Origin of the sequence: Streptococcus oralis ATCC 49296 (assembly GCF_000185265.1) — a bacterium.
GTDB lineage: Bacteria > Bacillota > Bacilli > Lactobacillales > Streptococcaceae > Streptococcus > Streptococcus oralis_BC.
This window is the reverse complement of sequence record NZ_GL622183.1, coordinates 364069-383971: the sequence shown is the minus strand read 5'-3', so window position 1 is coordinate 383971 and position 19903 is coordinate 364069. Positions and strand designations below refer to the sequence as shown.

The 19903-nt window shown below is 37.7% G+C and carries 25 protein-coding genes; 14 read left to right on the top strand and 11 right to left on the bottom strand.

Annotation, left to right across the window (positions count from 1 at the left end; all coding sequences use genetic code 11):
- Positions 1–6: 6 nt before the first annotated feature.
- The 9 genes from HMPREF8578_RS04190 (at position 7) to HMPREF8578_RS0102105 (ending at position 9018) form a co-directional block, all read left to right on the top strand.
- A complete protein-coding gene (locus HMPREF8578_RS04190; RefSeq protein WP_000361922.1) occupies positions 7–630 on the top strand; it encodes a TetR/AcrR family transcriptional regulator in 624 nt (207 codons plus the stop codon).
- A gap of 272 nt (positions 631–902) precedes the next feature.
- Positions 903–1667 carry a nucleoside phosphorylase gene (locus HMPREF8578_RS04180; protein WP_000615013.1) on the top strand — a complete coding sequence of 255 codons (765 nt, stop codon included), beginning with the start codon at positions 903–905 and terminating at the stop codon, positions 1665–1667.
- 33 nt (positions 1668–1700) lie between these two features.
- A complete protein-coding gene (locus HMPREF8578_RS04175) occupies positions 1701–3080 on the top strand; it encodes a TrkH family potassium uptake protein (protein WP_000897932.1) in 1380 nt (459 codons plus the stop codon).
- Between the two features lie 13 nt (positions 3081–3093).
- The gene (locus tag HMPREF8578_RS04170; RefSeq protein WP_001283893.1) at positions 3094–3759 is read left to right on the top strand and encodes a potassium channel family protein; all 666 of its coding nucleotides are present in this window, start codon (positions 3094–3096) and stop codon (positions 3757–3759) included.
- A 155-nt stretch (positions 3760–3914) separates the two neighbouring features.
- Positions 3915–6449, top strand: a complete 2535-nt coding sequence (locus HMPREF8578_RS04165; protein ID WP_000671337.1) for an SSURE domain-containing protein — start codon at positions 3915–3917, stop codon at positions 6447–6449.
- Between the two features lie 80 nt (positions 6450–6529).
- Positions 6530–7228: a response regulator transcription factor gene (locus HMPREF8578_RS04160; protein WP_000751229.1), complete on the top strand. Its 699-nt coding sequence runs from the start codon at positions 6530–6532 to the stop codon at positions 7226–7228.
- Positions 7225–8259, top strand: coding sequence for a sensor histidine kinase (locus tag HMPREF8578_RS04155; RefSeq protein WP_000769393.1), 1035 nt, complete (start codon positions 7225–7227; stop codon positions 8257–8259). The genes HMPREF8578_RS04160 and HMPREF8578_RS04155 overlap by 4 nt, the downstream gene beginning before the upstream one ends.
- 96 nt (positions 8260–8355) lie before the next feature.
- On the top strand, positions 8356–8523 hold the full coding sequence (locus tag HMPREF8578_RS12560; RefSeq protein WP_002892762.1) for a hypothetical protein: 168 nt from the start codon (positions 8356–8358) through the stop codon (positions 8521–8523).
- 3 nt (positions 8524–8526) lie between these two features.
- Complete coding sequence (locus HMPREF8578_RS0102105; protein ID WP_001248996.1) at positions 8527–9018, top strand: replication initiator protein A; 492 nt, start codon at positions 8527–8529, stop codon at positions 9016–9018.
- A 160-nt stretch (positions 9019–9178) separates the two neighbouring features.
- On the opposite strand, the gene HMPREF8578_RS04145 is transcribed toward HMPREF8578_RS0102105, so the two are convergent.
- Complete coding sequence (locus tag HMPREF8578_RS04145; protein WP_001148704.1) at positions 9179–9697, bottom strand: DUF4865 family protein; 519 nt, start codon at positions 9695–9697, stop codon at positions 9179–9181.
- Positions 9698–9805: 108 nt separating this feature from the next.
- Here HMPREF8578_RS04145 and HMPREF8578_RS04140 point away from each other — a divergent pair, with 108 nt between their 5' ends.
- From HMPREF8578_RS04140 to HMPREF8578_RS04120, 5 genes are all read left to right on the top strand, one after another.
- The gene (locus tag HMPREF8578_RS04140; protein WP_001010301.1) at positions 9806–10552 is read left to right on the top strand and encodes a LysR family transcriptional regulator; all 747 of its coding nucleotides are present in this window, start codon (positions 9806–9808) and stop codon (positions 10550–10552) included.
- Between the two features lie 99 nt (positions 10553–10651).
- Positions 10652–11059 (top strand): SRPBCC family protein, encoded by a 408-nt coding sequence (locus HMPREF8578_RS04135; RefSeq protein WP_000395829.1) that lies wholly within the window; start codon positions 10652–10654, stop codon positions 11057–11059.
- Positions 11060–11307: 248 nt separating this feature from the next.
- A complete protein-coding gene (gene rpsD, locus HMPREF8578_RS04130) occupies positions 11308–11919 on the top strand; it encodes a 30S ribosomal protein S4 (RefSeq protein ID WP_000092756.1) in 612 nt (203 codons plus the stop codon).
- A gap of 451 nt (positions 11920–12370) precedes the next feature.
- Positions 12371–12562: a hypothetical protein gene (locus HMPREF8578_RS04125; protein WP_000780386.1), complete on the top strand. Its 192-nt coding sequence runs from the start codon at positions 12371–12373 to the stop codon at positions 12560–12562.
- A 63-nt stretch (positions 12563–12625) separates the two neighbouring features.
- The gene (locus HMPREF8578_RS04120; protein ID WP_000158850.1) at positions 12626–12838 is read left to right on the top strand and encodes a hypothetical protein; all 213 of its coding nucleotides are present in this window, start codon (positions 12626–12628) and stop codon (positions 12836–12838) included.
- Between the two features lie 513 nt (positions 12839–13351).
- On the opposite strand, the gene HMPREF8578_RS04115 is transcribed toward HMPREF8578_RS04120, so the two are convergent.
- The 10 genes from HMPREF8578_RS04115 to HMPREF8578_RS04075 all read right to left on the bottom strand — a co-directional run bounded on the left by HMPREF8578_RS04115 (position 13352) and on the right by HMPREF8578_RS04075 (position 19885).
- Positions 13352–13816, bottom strand: a complete 465-nt coding sequence (locus HMPREF8578_RS04115) for a DUF1643 domain-containing protein (RefSeq protein ID WP_000415626.1) — start codon at positions 13814–13816, stop codon at positions 13352–13354.
- A 50-nt stretch (positions 13817–13866) separates the two neighbouring features.
- Positions 13867–14010 carry a hypothetical protein gene (locus HMPREF8578_RS12525; RefSeq protein ID WP_002892756.1) on the bottom strand — a complete coding sequence of 48 codons (144 nt, stop codon included), beginning with the start codon at positions 14008–14010 and terminating at the stop codon, positions 13867–13869.
- A gap of 55 nt (positions 14011–14065) precedes the next feature.
- The gene (locus HMPREF8578_RS04110) at positions 14066–14689 is read right to left on the bottom strand and encodes a hypothetical protein (RefSeq protein ID WP_000476191.1); all 624 of its coding nucleotides are present in this window, start codon (positions 14687–14689) and stop codon (positions 14066–14068) included.
- Positions 14690–14692: 3 nt separating this feature from the next.
- The gene (locus HMPREF8578_RS04105) at positions 14693–15145 is read right to left on the bottom strand and encodes a hypothetical protein (RefSeq protein ID WP_000342986.1); all 453 of its coding nucleotides are present in this window, start codon (positions 15143–15145) and stop codon (positions 14693–14695) included.
- 41 nt (positions 15146–15186) lie between these two features.
- Complete coding sequence (locus tag HMPREF8578_RS04100; RefSeq protein ID WP_000230032.1) at positions 15187–15687, bottom strand: hypothetical protein; 501 nt, start codon at positions 15685–15687, stop codon at positions 15187–15189.
- Positions 15688–15838: 151 nt separating this feature from the next.
- A complete protein-coding gene (locus HMPREF8578_RS04095; RefSeq protein ID WP_000263243.1) occupies positions 15839–16378 on the bottom strand; it encodes a hypothetical protein in 540 nt (179 codons plus the stop codon).
- 125 nt (positions 16379–16503) lie between these two features.
- Positions 16504–17289: a hypothetical protein gene (locus tag HMPREF8578_RS04090; protein WP_000494470.1), complete on the bottom strand. Its 786-nt coding sequence runs from the start codon at positions 17287–17289 to the stop codon at positions 16504–16506.
- A gap of 394 nt (positions 17290–17683) precedes the next feature.
- A complete protein-coding gene (locus HMPREF8578_RS04085) occupies positions 17684–18949 on the bottom strand; it encodes a tyrosine-type recombinase/integrase (protein ID WP_000447185.1) in 1266 nt (421 codons plus the stop codon).
- A gap of 89 nt (positions 18950–19038) precedes the next feature.
- Positions 19039–19287 (bottom strand): MerR family transcriptional regulator, encoded by a 249-nt coding sequence (locus HMPREF8578_RS04080; RefSeq protein WP_001058391.1) that lies wholly within the window; start codon positions 19285–19287, stop codon positions 19039–19041.
- Positions 19280–19885: a replication protein gene (locus HMPREF8578_RS04075; RefSeq protein ID WP_001040935.1), complete on the bottom strand. Its 606-nt coding sequence runs from the start codon at positions 19883–19885 to the stop codon at positions 19280–19282. The genes HMPREF8578_RS04080 and HMPREF8578_RS04075 overlap by 8 nt, the downstream gene beginning before the upstream one ends.
- Positions 19886–19903: the final 18 nt, after the last annotated feature.

Here is a 19903-nt window from a genome sequence, read left to right as displayed (position 1 = left end):
GATTAGATGGATAAGACTGTTTTTGAATCGTTTGAAGATTACTTAGAAGAAGCGAATTACCCTCAAGGAAAGAAAAAAATCATGCAAGCAGCAGTGGATCTCATATCAACCAGGAGTTACCATGGGACCTCAACTCTTCACATAGCTGAGCGTGCTGGACTAAGCCAGGCAACTTTGTTTAAGTATTTTAAGACGAAGGATGATCTACTGACGGCTATTTTACATCCTGTAGTCCCAGGCATTTTCGGTAGTTTTTTTGAGGAACTCTTAGCTTTTGAAACGACAGAAGAGAGGGTTCGTTATCTCGTCCATGATCGTATGAGCTATCTCAAAAAAAATCGTGCTTTGATGAAAATCATTCTGCAGGAGAGTTTTTCAAATAAAAAACTAAAAAATGAACAGATTTTTATCTGGAATGCTATTCAAGATAAACTTCGAGTGCTTCATAAGGAATTGCTGGCAGATCCACGTGTAAATCCAGAGATAACGATTCCTCAAATGGTTCGTATTTGTGTTGGTCCATTGTTGGCTTACTTCGCTCAGCTTTATATCGTTAGCGATAATGGAGAAATAAAAGAGGAAGACTTAGACTTATTAGAAAAACAGATTTTAGGTGGTTTGTGGAAATAAGGGAGTTGTAGAAGAACTAAGGTTTATTTACTTAACTTTCAAACAAGCTAAAAAAGACATGTTCTGCTTATTTCAGATTCATGTCTTTTTGTTATTGGATTTGATATGTTTTTATAAGTCCTCAATCACTTTGCCAAAACAGAAACCGACTTCTCCAGCGGTGCAACGATTTCTCAAGTGTATGGAAGAGGAGATTTCTGGATTGATAAAGACAACTCCTTGACACTCCGTCAGCTTTTGATACAATAGTACAAAATTAGAGGAGGTGGGTTATGATTCAGAAACATGCAATTCCCATTTTAGAGTTTGATGACAATCCCCAGGCGGTCCTTATGCCAACACATGAGGGATTGGACTTAAAGTTGCCAAAGAAGTGCATCTATGCATTTTTGGAGGAAGAGATTGACCGCTACGCTAAGGAAGTAGGGGCGGATTGTGTTGGTGAGTTCGTTTCGGCCACCAAGACTTATCCAGTCTACGTTCTCAACTACAAGGGCGAGGAGATCTGTCTGGCTCAGGCGCCCGTGGGTTCGGCCCCAGCGGCCCAGTTTATGGATTGGTTGATTGGCTATGGTGTGGAGCAAATCATTTCCACTGGAACCTGTGGTGTCCTAGCCGATATAGAGGAGAATGCCTTTCTCGTCCCTGTTCGCGCTTTGCGAGATGAGGGGACCAGCTACCATTATGTAGCGCCTTCTCGTTATATGGAGATGCAGCTTGAGGCTGTCTCTGCCATTGAGCAAGTCTTGGAGCAAAGAGGCATTCCTTACGAGGAGGTCATGACCTGGACGACAGATGGTTTTTACCGAGAGACGGCTGAAAAGGTAGCCTATCGTAAGGAAGAAGGCTGTGCTGTTGTGGAGATGGAGTGTTCGGCTCTTGCGGCAGTAGCTCAGCTACGTGGAGTTGCCTGGGGAGAACTGCTCTTTACTGCAGATTCCTTGGCAGATCTGGACAACTACGACAGTCGTGACTGGGGCTCAGAAGCTTTTGACAAGGCACTCGAACTCTGTCTTGACATTGTGCACCACATGTGAGTGTTCTGACTGTTTTTATGGTAAAATGTAGCTATGTTATTCAAATCTTTTTTGGAAAAAATCAAGACGACGCTGTCTCGGTTATCACCAGCCCGTCGCATCTTTTTAAGTTTTGCCTTAGTTATCTTCTTGGGCTCGCTCCTTTTAAGCCTTCCCTTTGTGCAAGCAACAACGTCACAAGCGACCTACTTTGATCATCTCTTTACAACGGTATCCATGGTCTGTGTTACAGGGCTCTTCACCCTGCCAGTGGCCTCTACTTATAATATATGGGGCCAGTTGATCTGTATGCTCTTAATCCAGATTGGTGGTTTGGGGCTCATGACCTTTATCGGAATCTTTTATATCCAAGGCAAGCAAAAGCTCAGTCTTCGTGGCCGTGAGACCATTCAAGAAAGTTTCAGTTATGGAGAAACTCAGTCCTTAAAGGACTTTATTCGCTCGATCTTTTTGACGACTTTTTTGGTGGAAGGGATTGGTGCCTTTCTCCTGAGTTTTCGCTTTATTCCTGAATTTGGCTGGGGACGAGGGGTGTTAACTTCTATCTTTTTGGCTGTTTCAGCCTTCTGTAATGCTGGATTTGATAATTTTGGAAGTACGAGTTTGGTAGCTTTTCAAACGGACCCCTTGATCAATCTAGTGATTGCAGGATTGATTATCACGGGTGGGCTAGGATTTATGGTCTGGTTTGACCTAGCGACCCAGTTTGGGAAAAAGAAAAAACGCCGCCTACGTTTCCATACCAAGTTGGTTCTCCTTTTAACGGCGGGAATTTTGCTCTTTGGAACCGTATCGACTCTCTTAATCGAGTGGAACAATCCTGGAACGATTGGAAATCTCAGCGCTCCAGAGAAACTGCTGGTTAGTTTCTTCCAGACCGTCAGCATGAGAACGGCAGGTTTTGCCTCTATTGACTACACCCAGGCTCGACCGGTGACCTTGTTCATCTATATCCTACAGATGTTTCTAGGAGGGGCGCCTGGAGGGACAGCAGGGGGGCTCAAGATTACGACCTTCTTTGTCTTGTTGGTCTTTGCTCGTAGCGAACTATTGGGCTTGCCTCATGCCAATGTTGCTCGGAGGACCATTGAACCCCGAACCGTGCAAAAATCTTTCAGTGTCTTTATTATCTTCTTGCTGACCTTCTTGCTGGGCTTGATCCTACTAGGGATAACAGCAGAAGGAAATCCGCGCTTTATCTACCTCATGTTTGAGACTATTTCAGCGCTTGCGACAGTTGGGGTGACGGCAAATTTAACACCAGAGCTAGGCAAGATAGCCCTCAGCATCGTTATGTTGTTGATGTTTATTGGCCGTATTGGTCCCTTGACATTACTGGTCAGTGTAGCGGAATACCAGCCAGACAAGAAAGATACGATTCACTATATGAAAGCAGATATCACTATCGGATAAGAAAGGAAGAACGATGTCAGATCGGACAATTGGAATTTTAGGCTTGGGAATTTTTGGGAGCAGTGTTTTGGCTGCCCTAGCCAAGCATAACATGAATATCATCGCTATTGATGACCACGAGGAGCGCATTAATCAATTTGAACCTGTGCTGGCGCGTGGAGTAGTTGGAGATATTACGGATGAAGAACTTCTTCTATCGGCTGGGATTGACACCTGTGATACCGTAGTTGTCGCAACGGGTGAAAATCTAGAGTCCAGTGTTCTTGCGGTTATGCACTGCAAGAGTCTAGGAGTACCGACCGTCATTGCCAAGGTCAAAAGTCATACAGCAAAAAAAGTTTTAGAAAAAATCGGTGCGGACGCAGTCATCTCACCAGAGTTTGAAATGGGGCGCTCTTTGGCGCAGACAATCCTCTTTCATAACAGCGTGGATGTCTTTCAGCTGGATAAGAATGTATCGATTGTCGAGATGAAAATCCCCCAATCATGGGTAGGTAAAAGCCTCAGTCAGTTAGATTTACGTGGGCGATACAACCTCAACGTACTTGGCTTTCGTTCCTACGAAAATGCTCCTCTGGATGTCCAATTCGGACCCAATGACCTCTTGCAGGCAGATGCCTACATCATGGCCGTCATTAATAACCAACATTTGGACACCCTAGCTGAACTGAGTGAGTAGGAGAGGAAGGATACTCTCTATCCCAATAATTAACGAGTCAATATAAGTATTTTATAAGAGGGATTTAAGAAAAATTTTAACTTTTTCTTAATCCTTTTTAATTTTAGGAGATTATACTAGAGTCATCAAAAAAAGAAAACTCTAAGGAGAATCCTATGAAATTCAATCCAAATCAGAGATATACTCGTTGGTCTATTCGCCGTCTCAGTGTCGGTGTTGCTTCAGTTGTTGTAGCTAGTGGCTTCTTTGTCCTAGTTGGTCAACCAAGTTCTGCACGTGCTGATGTCGTCAATCCGACCCCTGCCCAAGTCGTGCCAGACGCTGCTTCGGTGAGTGAAAAGAACGACTTACCAGCAGAGGTTCTCAAAAAAGCAGTCGATGTAGCTCTTCCTTCAGAACAGTCTATTCCAACACCTAAAGCAAATGTGGATACGACAGGCTCTTCAGAAAAAGCGGACGCAACTGCTAAAGAGCCGGAAGTAGCGCCAAAAGAAGAAGTACAAGCACAACCTGACTCTAAGAAACAAACAGAAGATGCAGTTAAACCTGTGGAAAGTCCTGCGTCTACAGTTTCTGGACAAGACCGTGAAGCCAGTGAAGCGCAACCAGCGACCACCCCAGCTGAAGTGCAAAAAGGTGTGGCTGACAATACCAAAGATACAGTAGATGTCCCAGCTTCTTACTTGGATAAAGCTAATTTCCCAGGACCCTTCACAGCTGGTGTCAACCAAGTCATTCCATACGAATTCTTCGCTGGTGACGGCATGCTGACTCGTCTTATCTTGAAAGCATCCGATAAGGCTCCATGGTCAGACAACGGAACAGCTAAAAATCCCGCTCTCCCACCAGTAGAGAAATTGGGCAAAGGCCTTTACTTCTATGAAGTGGATTTGGCTGGCACTCAAGGAAAATCAGATAAAGAGCTGCTTGACCTTTTGAAACAAAATGGTACACAAAGCTATAAAGCTACTATCAAGGTGTACGGTGCGAAAGACGGCAAGCCTGACTTAACTAACCTCGTAGCGACTAAAGATTTGACTGTTAATTTGAATGGTTTGACCACCCCAGCTGAAGTCCAAAAAGGTGTGGCCGACAACACCAAAGATACAGTAGATGTTCCGGCTTCTTACTTGGATAAAGCTAATTTCCCAGGACCATTCACAGCTGGTGTCAATCAAGTCATTCCATATGAATTCTTCGCTGGAGATGGCATGTTGACTCGTCTTATCTTGAAAGCATCCGATAAGGCTCCATGGTCAGACAATGGTTCAGCTAAAAATCCCGCTCTCCCACCGGTAGAGAAATTGGGCAAAGGCCTTTACTTCTACGAAGTGGATTTAGCAGGCACCCAAGGAAAATCAGATAAAGAGTTGCTTGACCTTTTGAAACAAAATGGTACACAAAGCTATAAAGCTACGATCAAGGTGTACGGTGCAAAAGACGGCAAGCCTGACTTAACTAATCTCGTAGCAACTAAAGATTTGACTGTTAATTTGAATGGTTTGACCACCCCAGCTGAAGTGCAAAAAGGTGTGGCTGACAATACCAAAGATACAGTAGATGTCCCAGCCACTTACTTGGACAAGGCTAACTTCCCTGGTCCATTCACAGCTGGTGTCAATCAAGTCATTCCATATGAATTCTTCGCTGGTGACGGCATGTTGACTCGCCTTATCTTGAAAGCATCCGATAAGGCTCCATGGTCAGACAACGGAACAGCTAAAAATCCCGCTCTCCCACCAGTAGAGAAATTGGGCAAAGGCCAATATTTCTACGAAGTAGACTTGGCCGGCACCCAAGGTAAATCTGATAAAGAGCTGCTTGACTTGTTGAAACAAAACGGCACACATAGCTATAAAGCTACCATCAAAGTGTACGGTGCGAAAGATGGCAAACCTGACTTAACTAATCTGGTAGCGACTAAAGATTTGGATGTCAACTTGAATGGTTTGACCACACCAAATCAGGTCAAAGAGTCTGTTGTTAACAATGTCAAAGACATGATTGATGTTCCAGCTAGCTACCTTGAAAAAGCAAATGTTCCAGGTCCATTCTTGGCCGGTGTCAACCAAGTTATTCCATACGAAGCTTTTGGTGGAGATGGTATGTTGACTCGCCTCTTGTTAAAAGCTTCAGACAAAGCTCCATGGTCCGACAACGGAACAGCTAAAAATCCAGCCCTATTGCCACTTGAAGGCTTGGCTAAAGGCCAATATTTCTACGAAGTGGATTTGAATGGCAATACGGTTGGCAAAGATGGTCAGGCCTTGCTGGATCAACTTCGAGCTAACGGAACCCATACATATCTAGCTACTGTTAAAGTCTATGGAGCTAAAGACGGCAAACCTGATTTGACCAATCTGATTGCTACTCGTCAAGTAACGATTCGACTTCGTGGAAAAGAAATGGCGACAATACCATCTCAACAAGGTCAGATGAATACGAAGCCTTCTGAAACAGGCTCTACAGGTACGACTGAGGGTATGATGGGTACAAATCACCATATGTCAGATATGAAGGTCGATCAACCAGCTTCTAGCCAAATGGCTAATATGATGAAAAAAGATGATAAAGCGATGCTACCAAATACTGGGGAAGCTCAAACAGCTACAGCTGGCCTTGGTATCTTTGGTCTAGCCTTGGCAGGGCTTGTTGGACTTTTGGGTTTGACAACCAAACGAGAAGATTAAGATTCAAATCACTTAAACATTAGAGAAAATAGTGTTATACTAAAGCAAGTATAACACTGTTTTTATCGAAGGAGTGTCAGATGAAAAAGACAATTTTGCTGGTTGATGATGAGATAGATATTCTAGATATTCAAAACCGCTATCTTATACAGGCAGGTTACGATGTTTTGGTCGCCCATGATGGTAAGGAGGGATTAGAACTTTTCAGAAAAAAATCTATCGACCTCATTATCACAGATATCATGATGCCCAATATGGATGGTTATGATTTTATCAGTGAAGTTCAGTATATCGCTCCGGATCAACCCTTCCTCTTTACAACTGCTAAGACAAGCGAACAGGATAAGATTTATGGGTTAAGTTTGGGGGCAGATGATTTTATAGTCAAACCCTTTAGCCCACGCGAATTAGTTTTAAGAGTGAATAATATCTTGCGTCGCCTTAGCCGTGGAAGAGAGACAGAACAGATCGAGTTTGGAGACTTGGTAATCAACCATGTGACTCATGAGGTTCGCATTGGGGAGCAACCTTTGGAATTGACAGTAAAATCCTTTGAACTTCTATGGATATTGGCCAGCAATCCCGAGAGAGTCTTTTCAAAGACGGAACTTTACGAGAAGGTATGGCAAGAGGACTATGTGGATGATACCAATACACTCAATGTTCATATCCATGCTTTGAGGCAAGAGTTGACCAAGTATACGAATTCAAATGCTCCCGCTATCAAAACTGTCTGGGGTTTGGGCTATAAGATGGAAAGACCAAGAGGTAGAAAATGAAATTAAAAAACTATATTTTAGTGGGGTATCTAGTGTCGACTCTACTAACGATTTTGGTCGTTTTCTGGGCAGTCCAACGGATGTTGATCGAGAAAAGTGAAGTTTACTTTCTAGTTGGAATGACCTTGATTGCTAGTTTCATTGGCGCTGCAGTGAGCATCTTTCTTTTGTCGCCTGTGTTCTCTTCTCTGAAACATTTGAAAAAACAAGCTCAGGATATAGCAAGCAAGGATTTCAGCACAGAAATTGAAACCAAGGGACCATTAGAATTTCAAGAGCTGGGCCAGGCTTTTAATGACATGTCCCACAATTTGCAAGCCACCTTTCAATCACTTGATGAGAGCGAGCAAGAAAAGAGAATGATGATTGCGCAGCTCTCTCACGATATTAAAACTCCCATTACCTCCATTCAGGTTACTGTGGAGGGAATTCTAGATGGAGTGATCAAGGAAGAGGAGCGGCTTCACTACTTAACCACGATTGGTCGGCAAACTGAGCGTCTAAACAAGCTAGTGGAGGAATTGGATGTTTTGACTCTTAACACACAACCTCAAGATACTGCTGATGAAGAAGTCGAAGAGGTCTTTTTAGATCAGTTGCTGATTGAGTCAATGAGTGAATTTCAACTCCAGATTGAACAAGAGGAGCGAGATGTTTACATTCAAGTGTTACCTGAGTCGGCGAAAATCAAGAGCCATTCTGACAAACTTTCTCGCATTCTGGTCAATTTGTTAAACAATGCCTTTAAATATTCAGAACCAGGAACCAGAATCGAGGTTCTTGCCCAATTAACAGAACAAGAGCTGACAATCAGTGTGAAAGACGAGGGTCAGGGGATCCTTCCTGAAGATTTGGAAAAGATCTTTAAACGACTTTATCGTGTAGAAACTTCGCGTAATATGAAGACAGGTGGACATGGCTTAGGTCTTGCGATCGCACGAGAATTAGCCCATCAGCTTGGTGGCGAAATCACAGCAGAAAGCCAATATGGCTTAGGAAGCAAGTTTACATTCAGCCTCAATTTGAAATAAAGGCGTAGTAAGTGTCTAATGTTTTGAGGTAAATAGAAAATATTGAGTTAACGGAAAATTCCGTTAGCTCTTTTTTGTGTTTTGGGAGGTAAAATTATGAGACGAAAAAGTAAGGAGAGAATTTCAAGAGAGATGATAATCCAGTTTTTGATGAAGGAAACAGGTTCAACACGAAAAGAAATAATAGCAAGTATAGAAGAACTTGAGGCCTTTGGATTGATAGGATTTAACGTGAACGGTGACTTTAGACTGAAAGAGGTGTAATTGATGAGACAAATTCAGTTTATTAGTGCCAGCCATTATCAGATATCTGATCGCTTTTATGCCTTACCAAAGGTTTTGCTTGAAAATCCTATTTATGAAGATATGAGGTTAGATGCAAAAGCCGCTTATGCTATGCTTAAAGATAGACTAGATCTTTCTTTCAAGAATAATTGGATTGATGAAGATGGAAATATCTATTTGGTATATTCTAACTCTAATTTGATGAAGATCCTTAACTGTTCAAAATCTACTCTATTAAGAATTAAGAAGCAACTCACAGAGTATGGATTAATTCATGAGGTTCAACAATCTACAAGTAAATCAGGAAATCTAGCTAATCGAATTTACCTTGGTCTCTTACAAGATGACACAGTTGCTAGAATGGTTGATAAATCAGGTGATTTCAAATCTGACACTAGGGGGGTGTCAGATTTATACGGGGCTGGTGTTTACACCAAAGACCAGCTCAAGGTTATTATCGCCGAATTGAGTTAATAGCATAGCCAAAAAATCGTTACATGTCGTAACGATTTTTTCATTTAGCCGATGACAGTAAAGGTCATACAATTTTGGGAAGAGCAAGTATACTATCATAGTGTGCAAAATACTGAAGAAGTGTTTACTCAGGCGTTTCCCTATAACTTATCATAAGCGCTTATTGTGAAATGTGCAAAATTTCAAATGTTGGTAGTTGTGTGTCGGGTTTATTGGTATAAAAAGTAAAGATACATTTTTTCCATTTATCAGGATTGAAAATAACGGCTTTGCCACTTTCGTTGTTTTGCATTTGCTCGTGAATGGTAAAGGATTTTAAACTTTCAGATTCTTCTATATCAATGACTTCTAATGTAGCATATTTACTTGAGTCAAAATGATCAGATATTTCGACTGATGAAGTTATTCCGATTTCAATATTTTGCCAGCCAAACGAATTTAAAATATGATCAAAGTAACCATCAAATATGAATTTTGTCATTCCGTTGGTATTTTTCCAAATATATAGCGGACAGTAACTGTTAAATAATTGGCCTTCAGATTTTTCAGAGATTAAATAAACTTTGAAAAACAAATCGTCGAATCCATCCATCAAATGACCTGTATTTCGGACACGTTGTCTAATGATATCCATATCATAATCTGCTGGTAATTTTATAGTATATTGCATTGCTTGCATTGCGGTACCTCTTTTCTAATTAACTATTCACAGTATAAATGATTTATATCATGTTGAATAATACTTAAAAATGATATAATTATCACAAAAAGTGATAAGGTGTTTTAAATGAATTTTAATGATATGAGCATTTTTGTGACGATCTATGAGACAAGATCAATAAACAAAAGTTCAAAGATATTACAATATGCACAATCTAATCTCAGCGCTAGATTGAAAATGCTTGAAACTGAATTAGATACGAAATTATTTTACAGAAAATATAATGGTTTAGTCCCGACAGAAAGTGGAGACTTATTTTATCAATTTTGTAAGGAAACTTCTAACAATTTAGAGAAATTAAAAAAGAAATGCGAAACCTCGAAAATATCCATCTTAATTTCAGAATTGTTATTTAATCACGATATTAATAATTCACAAACAATTGATTTGAATAAAAGTGAGATCAATATCCAAAAAACTTCGGATATACCAATCATTGCTCATCAGGAAGACTTTGATAAAATTTTTTGCTTTCAAAAAATTGAAAATTTAAAGCATTATGATGAGATTATCGGGCATATCGAGTCAGTTTATGCTTGTTCGAGCAATATAAAGGCTACTGAGGAAATGCCTATATTCGTTAATAAAGATAAAAATTGCCCTTTTAGAAAACAAAGCTTAATGAAGTTTACTCATTTAAAATCAGTTGTAGAAATTGATTCTTTTGAGAACATTATCAGCTTAGTTGAAAACGGGAAAGGAATTGCACTATTGCCTAAATGGCTAAATAAGAGAGCGAATATCAAGCCATACGACCAAGACATCGTTCTTATCCCATTTTATCAGTATGAAAAGCAGAACCAAAGCAGGTAGCCCATTTAGAAGAAATGCTAATGCTATGATGAAAAATCATTTGACAAACATTATAAGTTATTTTATAATAAGTACACTTACATTAAAAGGAGTATCATAATGGAATTTAGTTTTAGTTTAAACATAAGAGCAACAAAAGAGGCTGTATGGGCCTATTATGAAAATATTGAAAAGTGGTATGATTGGGAAGAAGATTTAAAAAATATTACATTAAAAGGTGGATTTGAAACGGGTTCATACGGAACTATGGAACTCGAAGGAATGCCCCCTATGGAATATCAGCTTACACTTGTAAAACCTCTTGAAGAATTTTGGGATAAAACGGCAACTCCATTCGGTGATATTCTTTTTGGTCATCAAATTATTGAGAATAATGATGGCACTGTAAATGTAAAACATACTGTATCTTTGGATAGTGAAGACAAGCAACATCTAGAATTTTTAAGTCAAGTCTTTTCAGATGTTCCTCACTCTATTTTCATTCTAAAAAACCACTTAGAAAGATAGAGGGAGTGCTGTTTGTTGACACTGTAATATTAAAATAATTTAGTTCAACTGATAAATCCCTTTACAAATCTAGCTTTTCATGGTACAATAGCCTTTGTGTGAAATAGCAGCAGGAAAGCATGAAGCTCGTCAACAGGTGTCTTATGACAAGTAACCTTGGCTGTTTAGGCGAAGGGCATCTGCACGAATCAGGGCTTTCTAAGTGACTATTTCCACCGAAATATTATTTATATCAGGAGGACATACACATGTCACGTTATACAGGACCATCTTGGAAACAAGCTCGTCGCCTTGGCCTTTCACTTACAGGTACAGGTAAAGAATTGGCACGTCGTAACTACGTACCAGGACAACACGGACCAAACAACCGTTCTAAATTGTCAGAATACGGTTTGCAGTTGGCTGAAAAACAAAAACTTCGTTTCACTTACGGTGTAGGTGAAAAACAATTCCGTAATTTGTTCGTACAAGCTACAAAAATCAAAGGCGGAATCCTAGGTTTCAACTTCATGCTTCTTTTGGAACGTCGTTTGGATAACGTTGTTTACCGTCTTGGCCTTGCGACTACTCGTCGTCAAGCTCGTCAATTCGTAAACCACGGTCACATCCTTGTTGACGGAAAACGCGTTGATATCCCATCATACCGCGTAACTCCAGGTCAAGTGATCTCAGTTCGTGAAAAATCATTGAAAGTTCCAGCTATCCTTGAAGCAGTAGAAGCTACTCTTGGACGTCCAGCATTCGTATCATTCGACGCTGAAAAATTGGAAGGTTCATTGACTCGCTTGCCAGAACGCGACGAAATCAACCCAGAAATCAACGAAGCACTTGTCGTTGAATTCTACAACAAAATGCTTTAATTTTAAGAAATATCTTACGAAAAGCCTACAACAGTGGGCTTTTTGCTTTGTCTTAAAAGGTTGATTTCTGGGTTTGCTTAGATATTTGCTAGATTGATTTCATTGCTGCTTCAAAGAATGAGACGGCTTTTTTTGCGTTCTCTTTTGAGAGGCAAAAAAGAAGCATGACTCTCCCACAGCTATAAAGCTTTTTTAGGCGGGAAAACCACACTTCTTTCTTGAATTAATTTTACATCATTTTGACTTAAAAAACAAATAGAGGCGTCCCACCTCCTACCGCAGAAAGTTCTGTTTCAAGGGGAGATGGAAAACCTCTATTCGTTAATTTAATTATAGCCTAAAAAACTTTTAAATACAAGGCTATTGTAAAAGTAAAAGCCAGTCATGGTATAATTAAGGTAGGGCATTGACTACAAAGCAAAGAATTTGAACTAAGGACAGGAGGATTGTAATGAAACTCTGGGAATTTAACCGTACAGATGTAGTTATCACGCTTAAAAATGGCGTGATAGTTAGAGGATTTGTAGAGGACTTTTGTGACGCCTCTGACAATGCAGAGGAGATGAACTCCTTGCTTGTGGATGTTGATGGAACTCTTAGAGAATATTTTGAGAATGAAATCGTCAGTATCATAGAAAGCTAGTAGTGGGAATAGAATTTAAGGAAGAATCTTGTTCGTTGAGATTTTTAGTTGGGATGGTCTTGTATGACAAAAGATGAAATTAAAAAATATTTAGATACAGACCTTGAATTTAATTATAATGGCCGAGGTGCTTGTTTCTTATCTAGCGTTTGTGTAGTTGGTTATGATTATGAAGGTCAGCAGTTTAATACGATTGATGAAGCTATGGAAGCTAAAGTTTTTGATGGCAAAAGTTTAGTGGATATATGGGATAAAGTTTTTCCACAAGTTTTTTAAAATAAAAAGCACCTTTGACAGGTGCAATTTACTTGCTTACTGAACTCATCAAATTAAGACAACTTTTTGTTACCCTTTATGTTTTCTCAGCTTATTTAAATTTAATAGTTTTTGAAAAAATCAAGTTAGATATAGAGCAGGCTTAGACCTACTTTTCTCTATCTAAATCTAGCAAGATAACAAACTAAAATAAAGTTGCCTGTTGATGCCAATAACAATCCTGATTGGATTTATATGGAGGAATATATAAAATCTCTCCCTTATGGAAATATGATTTAAATTTTTAAAAAGGAGTCTCTAGATAGAGAATTCCTTTTTTTGCTTAAAAAATTTTCATCAGTATCACATCTTGTTGTTTGCACAAACTGGTATATAGCTCCCCAAATTTCAAGTATTTGTTGGGAGTATGCAATGCTTTTCTTTATTCTTTTATAGATTGTTGGTGGTTAGTTAATAAAAGTTTTAAAAAAGACTGTTAGGAATAAGTCCTTAGCAGATTTTTTTCAATATTATTTAATTATAAGGAACAGGAGTAATATCTTTAGATAAATAAAGTGGGTGATGAGGAGTTCCATTTTTATTTCGTTGTAAGCAAAAAAGATTTGGAACCATATCCATCAGATTCTTGTCTCTATTCAGCAACTTCGTTTGATTTCCCCAACATGCAATTACCAAATCAGATTCAGAAATATACTTCTGAATATAACTGTCATTGTCGGCACCAACTGGATCTTCCACTCTTTTAAGCAAAGATGGGTCAGTACTTCTAAAAGCAAAGAGATTCACCATGATTAATTTACCATATCCCCATCTTTTGGCGTAACCTATACATTTTCGAATAGTCTGATCATCCGTCTCCTCATCAGCTGTCGAAGGATTTAACCCAATAAATAGCACTGTTGGTTTTGTTTCATCCCAAATTCGTGTGAGAACATATCTATACTTTCTATCAGTTGATAAAATAGCACTCTTCTCCATATTTCCCCCATTTATTTCCTAATCTATTTTTTCCCATTTTCAACTTCTAATTAATTCACTTTAAAAATAAGATTAAAGACAATCGCCAGTACATAAAGCATAACCGGCACTGTTAATGCTTTAACTTTAAACTTTTTTTGATAAATGCCGATTAAAGTAAAAAATAAAATGACACTTGCTACAACATATAACATATATTTCTCCTAATCTATACAAACCGAATTGACTCAATTGACTTTTTGTTGTTTCTTATCCAAAAGCCTTTCCTACATGCCCTCCATAGTAGTGTGAGATACTAACTTGGTGAGCGAGTGTATTATAGTTACCTGTCCAGAAGATACTTTCTTCCCCTTTCTTGGTAGATTTAACAATAAATTGAACAACATCTGTTGATTTCGATTCGTAAACCTCTATATTGTTGACATCGACATCATAACCATTCTGTTGAAAAGAAACTGCAAAGGACATAATCATATCTTGCTTTGCCATTTTAAGATGTTTTTCGTGTGAAAAGTCAATTTCTAAGATATTGGCAGTCTTACATTCCTTGATGACAACCTTAAAAGCATCTTTCACCTCTTTTTCAATACTAGGATCTACCTTATGTCCTGCCATTTCAAGCGATTTAAATGCTTTATTATAACTCTTATCATCTTCTGTAATTTCTTCTCTTAATTTTCCTTTTTCTTGTTGATTTTGCTCCACAGTATCCTGTGTAGTTTCTGTTTGTTGAGTAGTTTGCTCTGCTATTTGTTGCGCAGTTTCATTTTCTGCCTTCATATATTTAAGGTAAAATACTCCAGAAACACTTCCAACAACTACTAAGCTAGCCAGGACAGCTGCAATTAAAAATATACTTTTTTGTTTAAACATCAATTATTTCTCCTCGTCATCTTGTTTTAAATCAACAATAAAACAAACTAATAGAGCAGGGGAAAGAAAACACAGTACAATAGAAAGAATAAATTCAACAATCGCTTTCCCAAGTGCCTTGGTCGGCCCTGTAATCGAGATGCCCCCTTGCAGTGTTAAGAAGAAGTAGTCTTTATAATACCAATATCCAGCAGATATAACTGCAAATAAAGCAAATCCAATCATCCACTTAAATAATAATTCCACCTTGGCACTATATTCTTTATACTTCTTGTCTTTCTTTGCTTTGATAAACGCTTGTTTTTTTCTTTCTTCCTCTCTTTTCTCCTCTTCCTCTTTTTCTAAGAGTTCTTGCTTTAGAATTTCAATAACCTCATCATTTGAAAGTCCTTCAAATTTACTTTTAGGTGTTTCCTTGTCCCCGTCCCAATGATCAAAAATGTTATAGTCGTCCATAGCTTTTATTTCCTTTCTTTTCTCTTACAATCCGTACCTTCTTACAATCGCCCTACTATGGCACCTACGATTGAGAATATCCCTCCAAAGAATAGGATAGGCATGATAACTGCAAGTCCAGCCAGAATAGGTAAAACACTAATAATACCATTAACAATCCACATTATAATAGAATATATAGGAATGATGACACCTGCACCCAAGATAATAGTTACAGGGATAAAGTATACGAAGACAGTTCCAAAAATACCAATCAATCTAAAGGCACGGTCATATACATTATTCTCTCCCTCTAAGCCAGATAGGAAATAAATTGAAGAGAATAGACCTGTCAAGCAACCGAAAACCAAAACAAAATAGTTGACCTTCATGTTTAATTTAACCTTTAATGGTTCTGTTAAATCTCTAACAACAGAAATAACTGGGATACCGATCAACTGCCACAAGAAAATATAGAATAGCAACCCCAATCCATTTATGATTGGGTGCAACAATAGTGATTTCGCATAGTCAATTAAAAATAAATAAATGTTTTCTACCATTTTGATTTAGCTCCTTGTTATTCATATATTTCTATTTTACATAATTTCTGATTTTCTAGCAATAAACCGTGGCATAGACTTTGAAATGCACCCCAAAAGTTAAACAGAAGAAATCTAACTTTCGGAGTGCGGTACATTAAATATTGGAGCTTTAAATTTCTATTTCAGCAATTGGTTTGCGATAGCGAGGCGAATGTGCATAGTGGCAATAGAGTTTTCCTAAATCAAGTCTAGGTTTAAACTCTTCAAAGTCACTTGCTAGTACATAGCAAGGCTTATAGATACAACTGAATGTGATAGATACTTCCTCTCTTAAATCCTCTATGAGCATTTCTAATGTTTCATACTCGTAGATACGTACTATCTCTCCTCTACTTTCAAATAGTGCCTTAACAACAATAGAAGTACCATTACCATAAAAGACAGTATTATAAGCCACACTCTCATAGTCTTTCATTTCTAGACGATAATATCTATCTGCTCTTGTATTTCCTATAGATACTTCTTTAGGAACCATATAAAAATATCTGCCCTTTTCTACTGCCAACGTAAACCGTCTGCGCACCTCTATTTGCTTTAAGTATTCGTCAACTCCACTACCGATAGTCAATGCTTTTCGGATAATCGAGGCTTTATCTGAAGAGTGGTTTTGGTCTAACCATTGTCCTAAAAATCTATGAACATATACCATAATTTCTTCTCCTAGTTATTCTTATATTTAAATTTTACATAATTTTTCTTTTCCTCGCAACAAACTTGGTACTACGATAGAATTTTGGTATCTTTTAAACTTTAAATCTTGATACGACAAATAATTTAAATACGCTTGACCATAAGTAATTTTGAAAAACTCAAGTATCCATTATAATATTCTTGTTTTTTCTTCATAGTTGAAACAAAGGCTAACTTTACAGGAACTGCATTGGCTCTTGAATGTTTAAAACTTAAATCTTCTGATTGTGGGATAAATCTTAATTCATCTTCCAAATATCTATACACTCTTTCAGGAATTACTAAATTACAAATATACTTTGCATAATCATTGTTTCGAAACATTCGTAGATAGTACTTTTTATCGGTCTTGCCTATAAATACCTTACATTCTCCGTAGTACATAGTCAGGTGTGCAGATTCTTCTAATTCATTTAGGAGAAGGGACCTACGAGGTAAAAATTTTCTAATACCACCTTTATTTTCTAAAACAAATTTTATATCAGAAACCTGGTTATTATCTTGCGGAGAATTGGCGTTAACTGGCTGGGCTGCTCTAGTGGTCTTTTCTTCCAGAATACGATTTAAGAGTTGCTCAGCTAAGTTTGCATCAATTTTCTCATAGTATTCTTTTAGTTCTATTTTCGAAGCAGATTCCAAAGCATATTCACATCCATCACTATGAGGTGATTTAGGATGGCTCGATAGATAGATTTTCCCTTTTTTCTCGTTTATCACTAAGTCCACTTTGCAACAACCAGGACAAAATAATTGGTTTTCATACTTAAGTTTCGTTCCAACTTTATCCTTTTGATATTCCTTTTGTAGCTCATGAAGTTCTAATCTCTCATGATTGTAAATACAGTATTGAAATTTATTTTTTGTAAACATAATAGTCCTTTCCAGTTATCAACAATTAAATCTTGTTTTAAAAAAATCTGAAATGTGTAGTTATCTAAAACCAACATCTAATTTTCTTAAACAACACAAAAACGCTCTAGACAATATGACTAGAGCGTTTTCTATATATCCGAACATCTAATTTATTTCACAAAAAATGTAGTCAAAAATGTAGTCATTCGGTTGATTTTTATTGCAATACATTGAAATTTAAAAATTCAAGAATCGCGTTAAATCAAGGCTTTTTCGTTTCTACTGAAACGTAATGACCCACTATTTAACTTCTGTAAGAGTTAAATAATTTCTATTTTAGCTGTTAGAAACGTTGGTACATCAATGTTTCTAGAATGCTACATAATAAAAGGTAGAGTGAATGGTAGAGTAGTTATTGCGTTAGCTCAGCAATCTTTTCAAGATAAATCCCCACAGCTTCTAACTTTCGTTGTGGTGCTAATTCAGCGTAAGTATCCATTGTAGTTGAAATGGATTTATGTCCCATTCTGACTTGGAGTTCTTTCCAATTTGTTCCAGCATTAAGTAGCATTGAAGCATGAGTATGTCGGAATAAATGGAAACCATAGTTTGGTAATCCAAGACCTACTAACCTTTTCTTAAGAGTTGTTCTCTCGTTTCTGTCACACATATAGTTCCCATAGATTGTAGGGAAAATCAGTTTTGTTCTATGTCTGTTGTGCAATTCAAGATACTTGTTCATTTCGTGGTGGAAATCTCTGAGTTTTTCTATTATGGGGGGAGGGACAGGGACAGAGCGATTTCCTGCATCAGTTTTTGGTGTAGCTTTACAGATAACTTCCCCTTTTGTCCCATCTTTTTTATTTGCGGTTTTCCACATCAATGTTTTACTGACGTTAATAGAAGAATTTTCAAAATCTAGGTCATCAATCGTCAATGCAAGTAATTCATTTATTCGCAAAGCGGAGGCTAATAGAGTATTACAAATTAACTTAAATCTACGATTGGCTCTATTGTTATCTAAACTTTCAAGATAATTAAGCCATATTACAAGACCATCATCATGTAATACCATGATGCGTTGCTTATTTGATTTTGGCTTAGGTGGTATCTTAACAGTGCTAACAGGATTAGTGATTAGTCCATAGTTTGTAATTCCATAGTCAAAAATATCTTTCAACTTATGGATAACAGCACCAAAATCTTTAGCACTACCTTTATCAGCACGCTTTATACCAGATTCAATGGACTCTTTTGATTTCTTTGCCAAATCGTTTAACCAAAGCTGGATATCCGCAGATTCAATTTTATCTGGTTTGTAATCTCCAAATTTAGGGATAATATAATTATCAAGATAACCTCTTACTCTGTTCAGAGTATTATGCGAGTTAACCCAGGTTTTATATGATTTAAACCATTCTTCAGCTAAATCTTCCAGTGTATCAATGACGATAACTTTTTCTCGTGTTGAGCCATTTTTTTCAAATTCTAGTCGTGCTTGAATGATTGCTCTATCTAACTGTTTTAGTGTCTTGGCTGTAATGGTAGTAGTGACTTGCTTACCAGTTTTGATATCTTTTCCCAGAAATGTCCCCTTCAAAGTGTATGAGATGGACTTATCTTTTTTGATTTTTTTAATGACTTTTTTGCCATTATGAATAATTGTTTCAGTTTCCATATTTGCCTTTCTTCATGGATATTGAAGTAGGCTAAAATAGTTACCACTCTTTCTTTTAGATAAAACTATTTTAGCACAAATTTTCAGAATTAGGATTGTAAAAAGTTGATAATATCATCTAGTAGATAGAAGACGGTTCGAGTTCCCTCTATAGGAGGTTCTAATCTTTTTAATCCTTTTTGTTCCCAAGTTTTTAGTGTGTTTGGGGAGATATTTAGCTGTTTTAGCAATTCTCGCTGTTGTATTATCTTTAGTGGTATGTTCTGTTCTTTGATTTGAATGAGTTTGATAAGTGTTTGCAATAATTGTTCAATTTGTTCTAATTTTTCGTTATTCATTATTCTCTTTCTCCTCTGTGTTTGAATTATGGAGTCGATTAGGATTGTATCTTCGTGAATCTAGGTATTTGGCGAAGAAATATGTACGTTCAATGATAAGCCCTAATAAATTGGTATTGTTTGCTCGGGCATACCAGACCAATTCTTCAAATTCGGTAAAGTCGTTCTCTTCGATAATATCAACTACTTCATGTATAAAATCCGAGGAGTTCATCTCCATCAAGAATTTTTCTAAATTAAAGCCGCAACCGACTTCAATATCCTCAATGTTGTAGGGAGTCTTATCTGGATTTTCCGCATGGGTAAAGTAGTCAAATAAACCAGTGGGAGACATAACTACCTCCACATGTGCTGGACCGTTTAGTTTGTCACTGATGATATTTGATACTTGTGAATAGCTTTTCAGTGAATCAAAGAAGAAAGCACCGTGTTTGTGCGATTTCTTGAACTCTCCCGTCTGTCTATTAACGTCCTTATCGTGCCAAGGACTAAGAATAAACGGAATATGGAGTTCCTCTAATATATTCAAGTAGTTCTCTGGTGCGCTTTCCTCGTAGAAGAGAAAAGTCCATTTGGTTGAGCGCTGTTCTTTTGCCATAGGCAGTTACCTCATTTC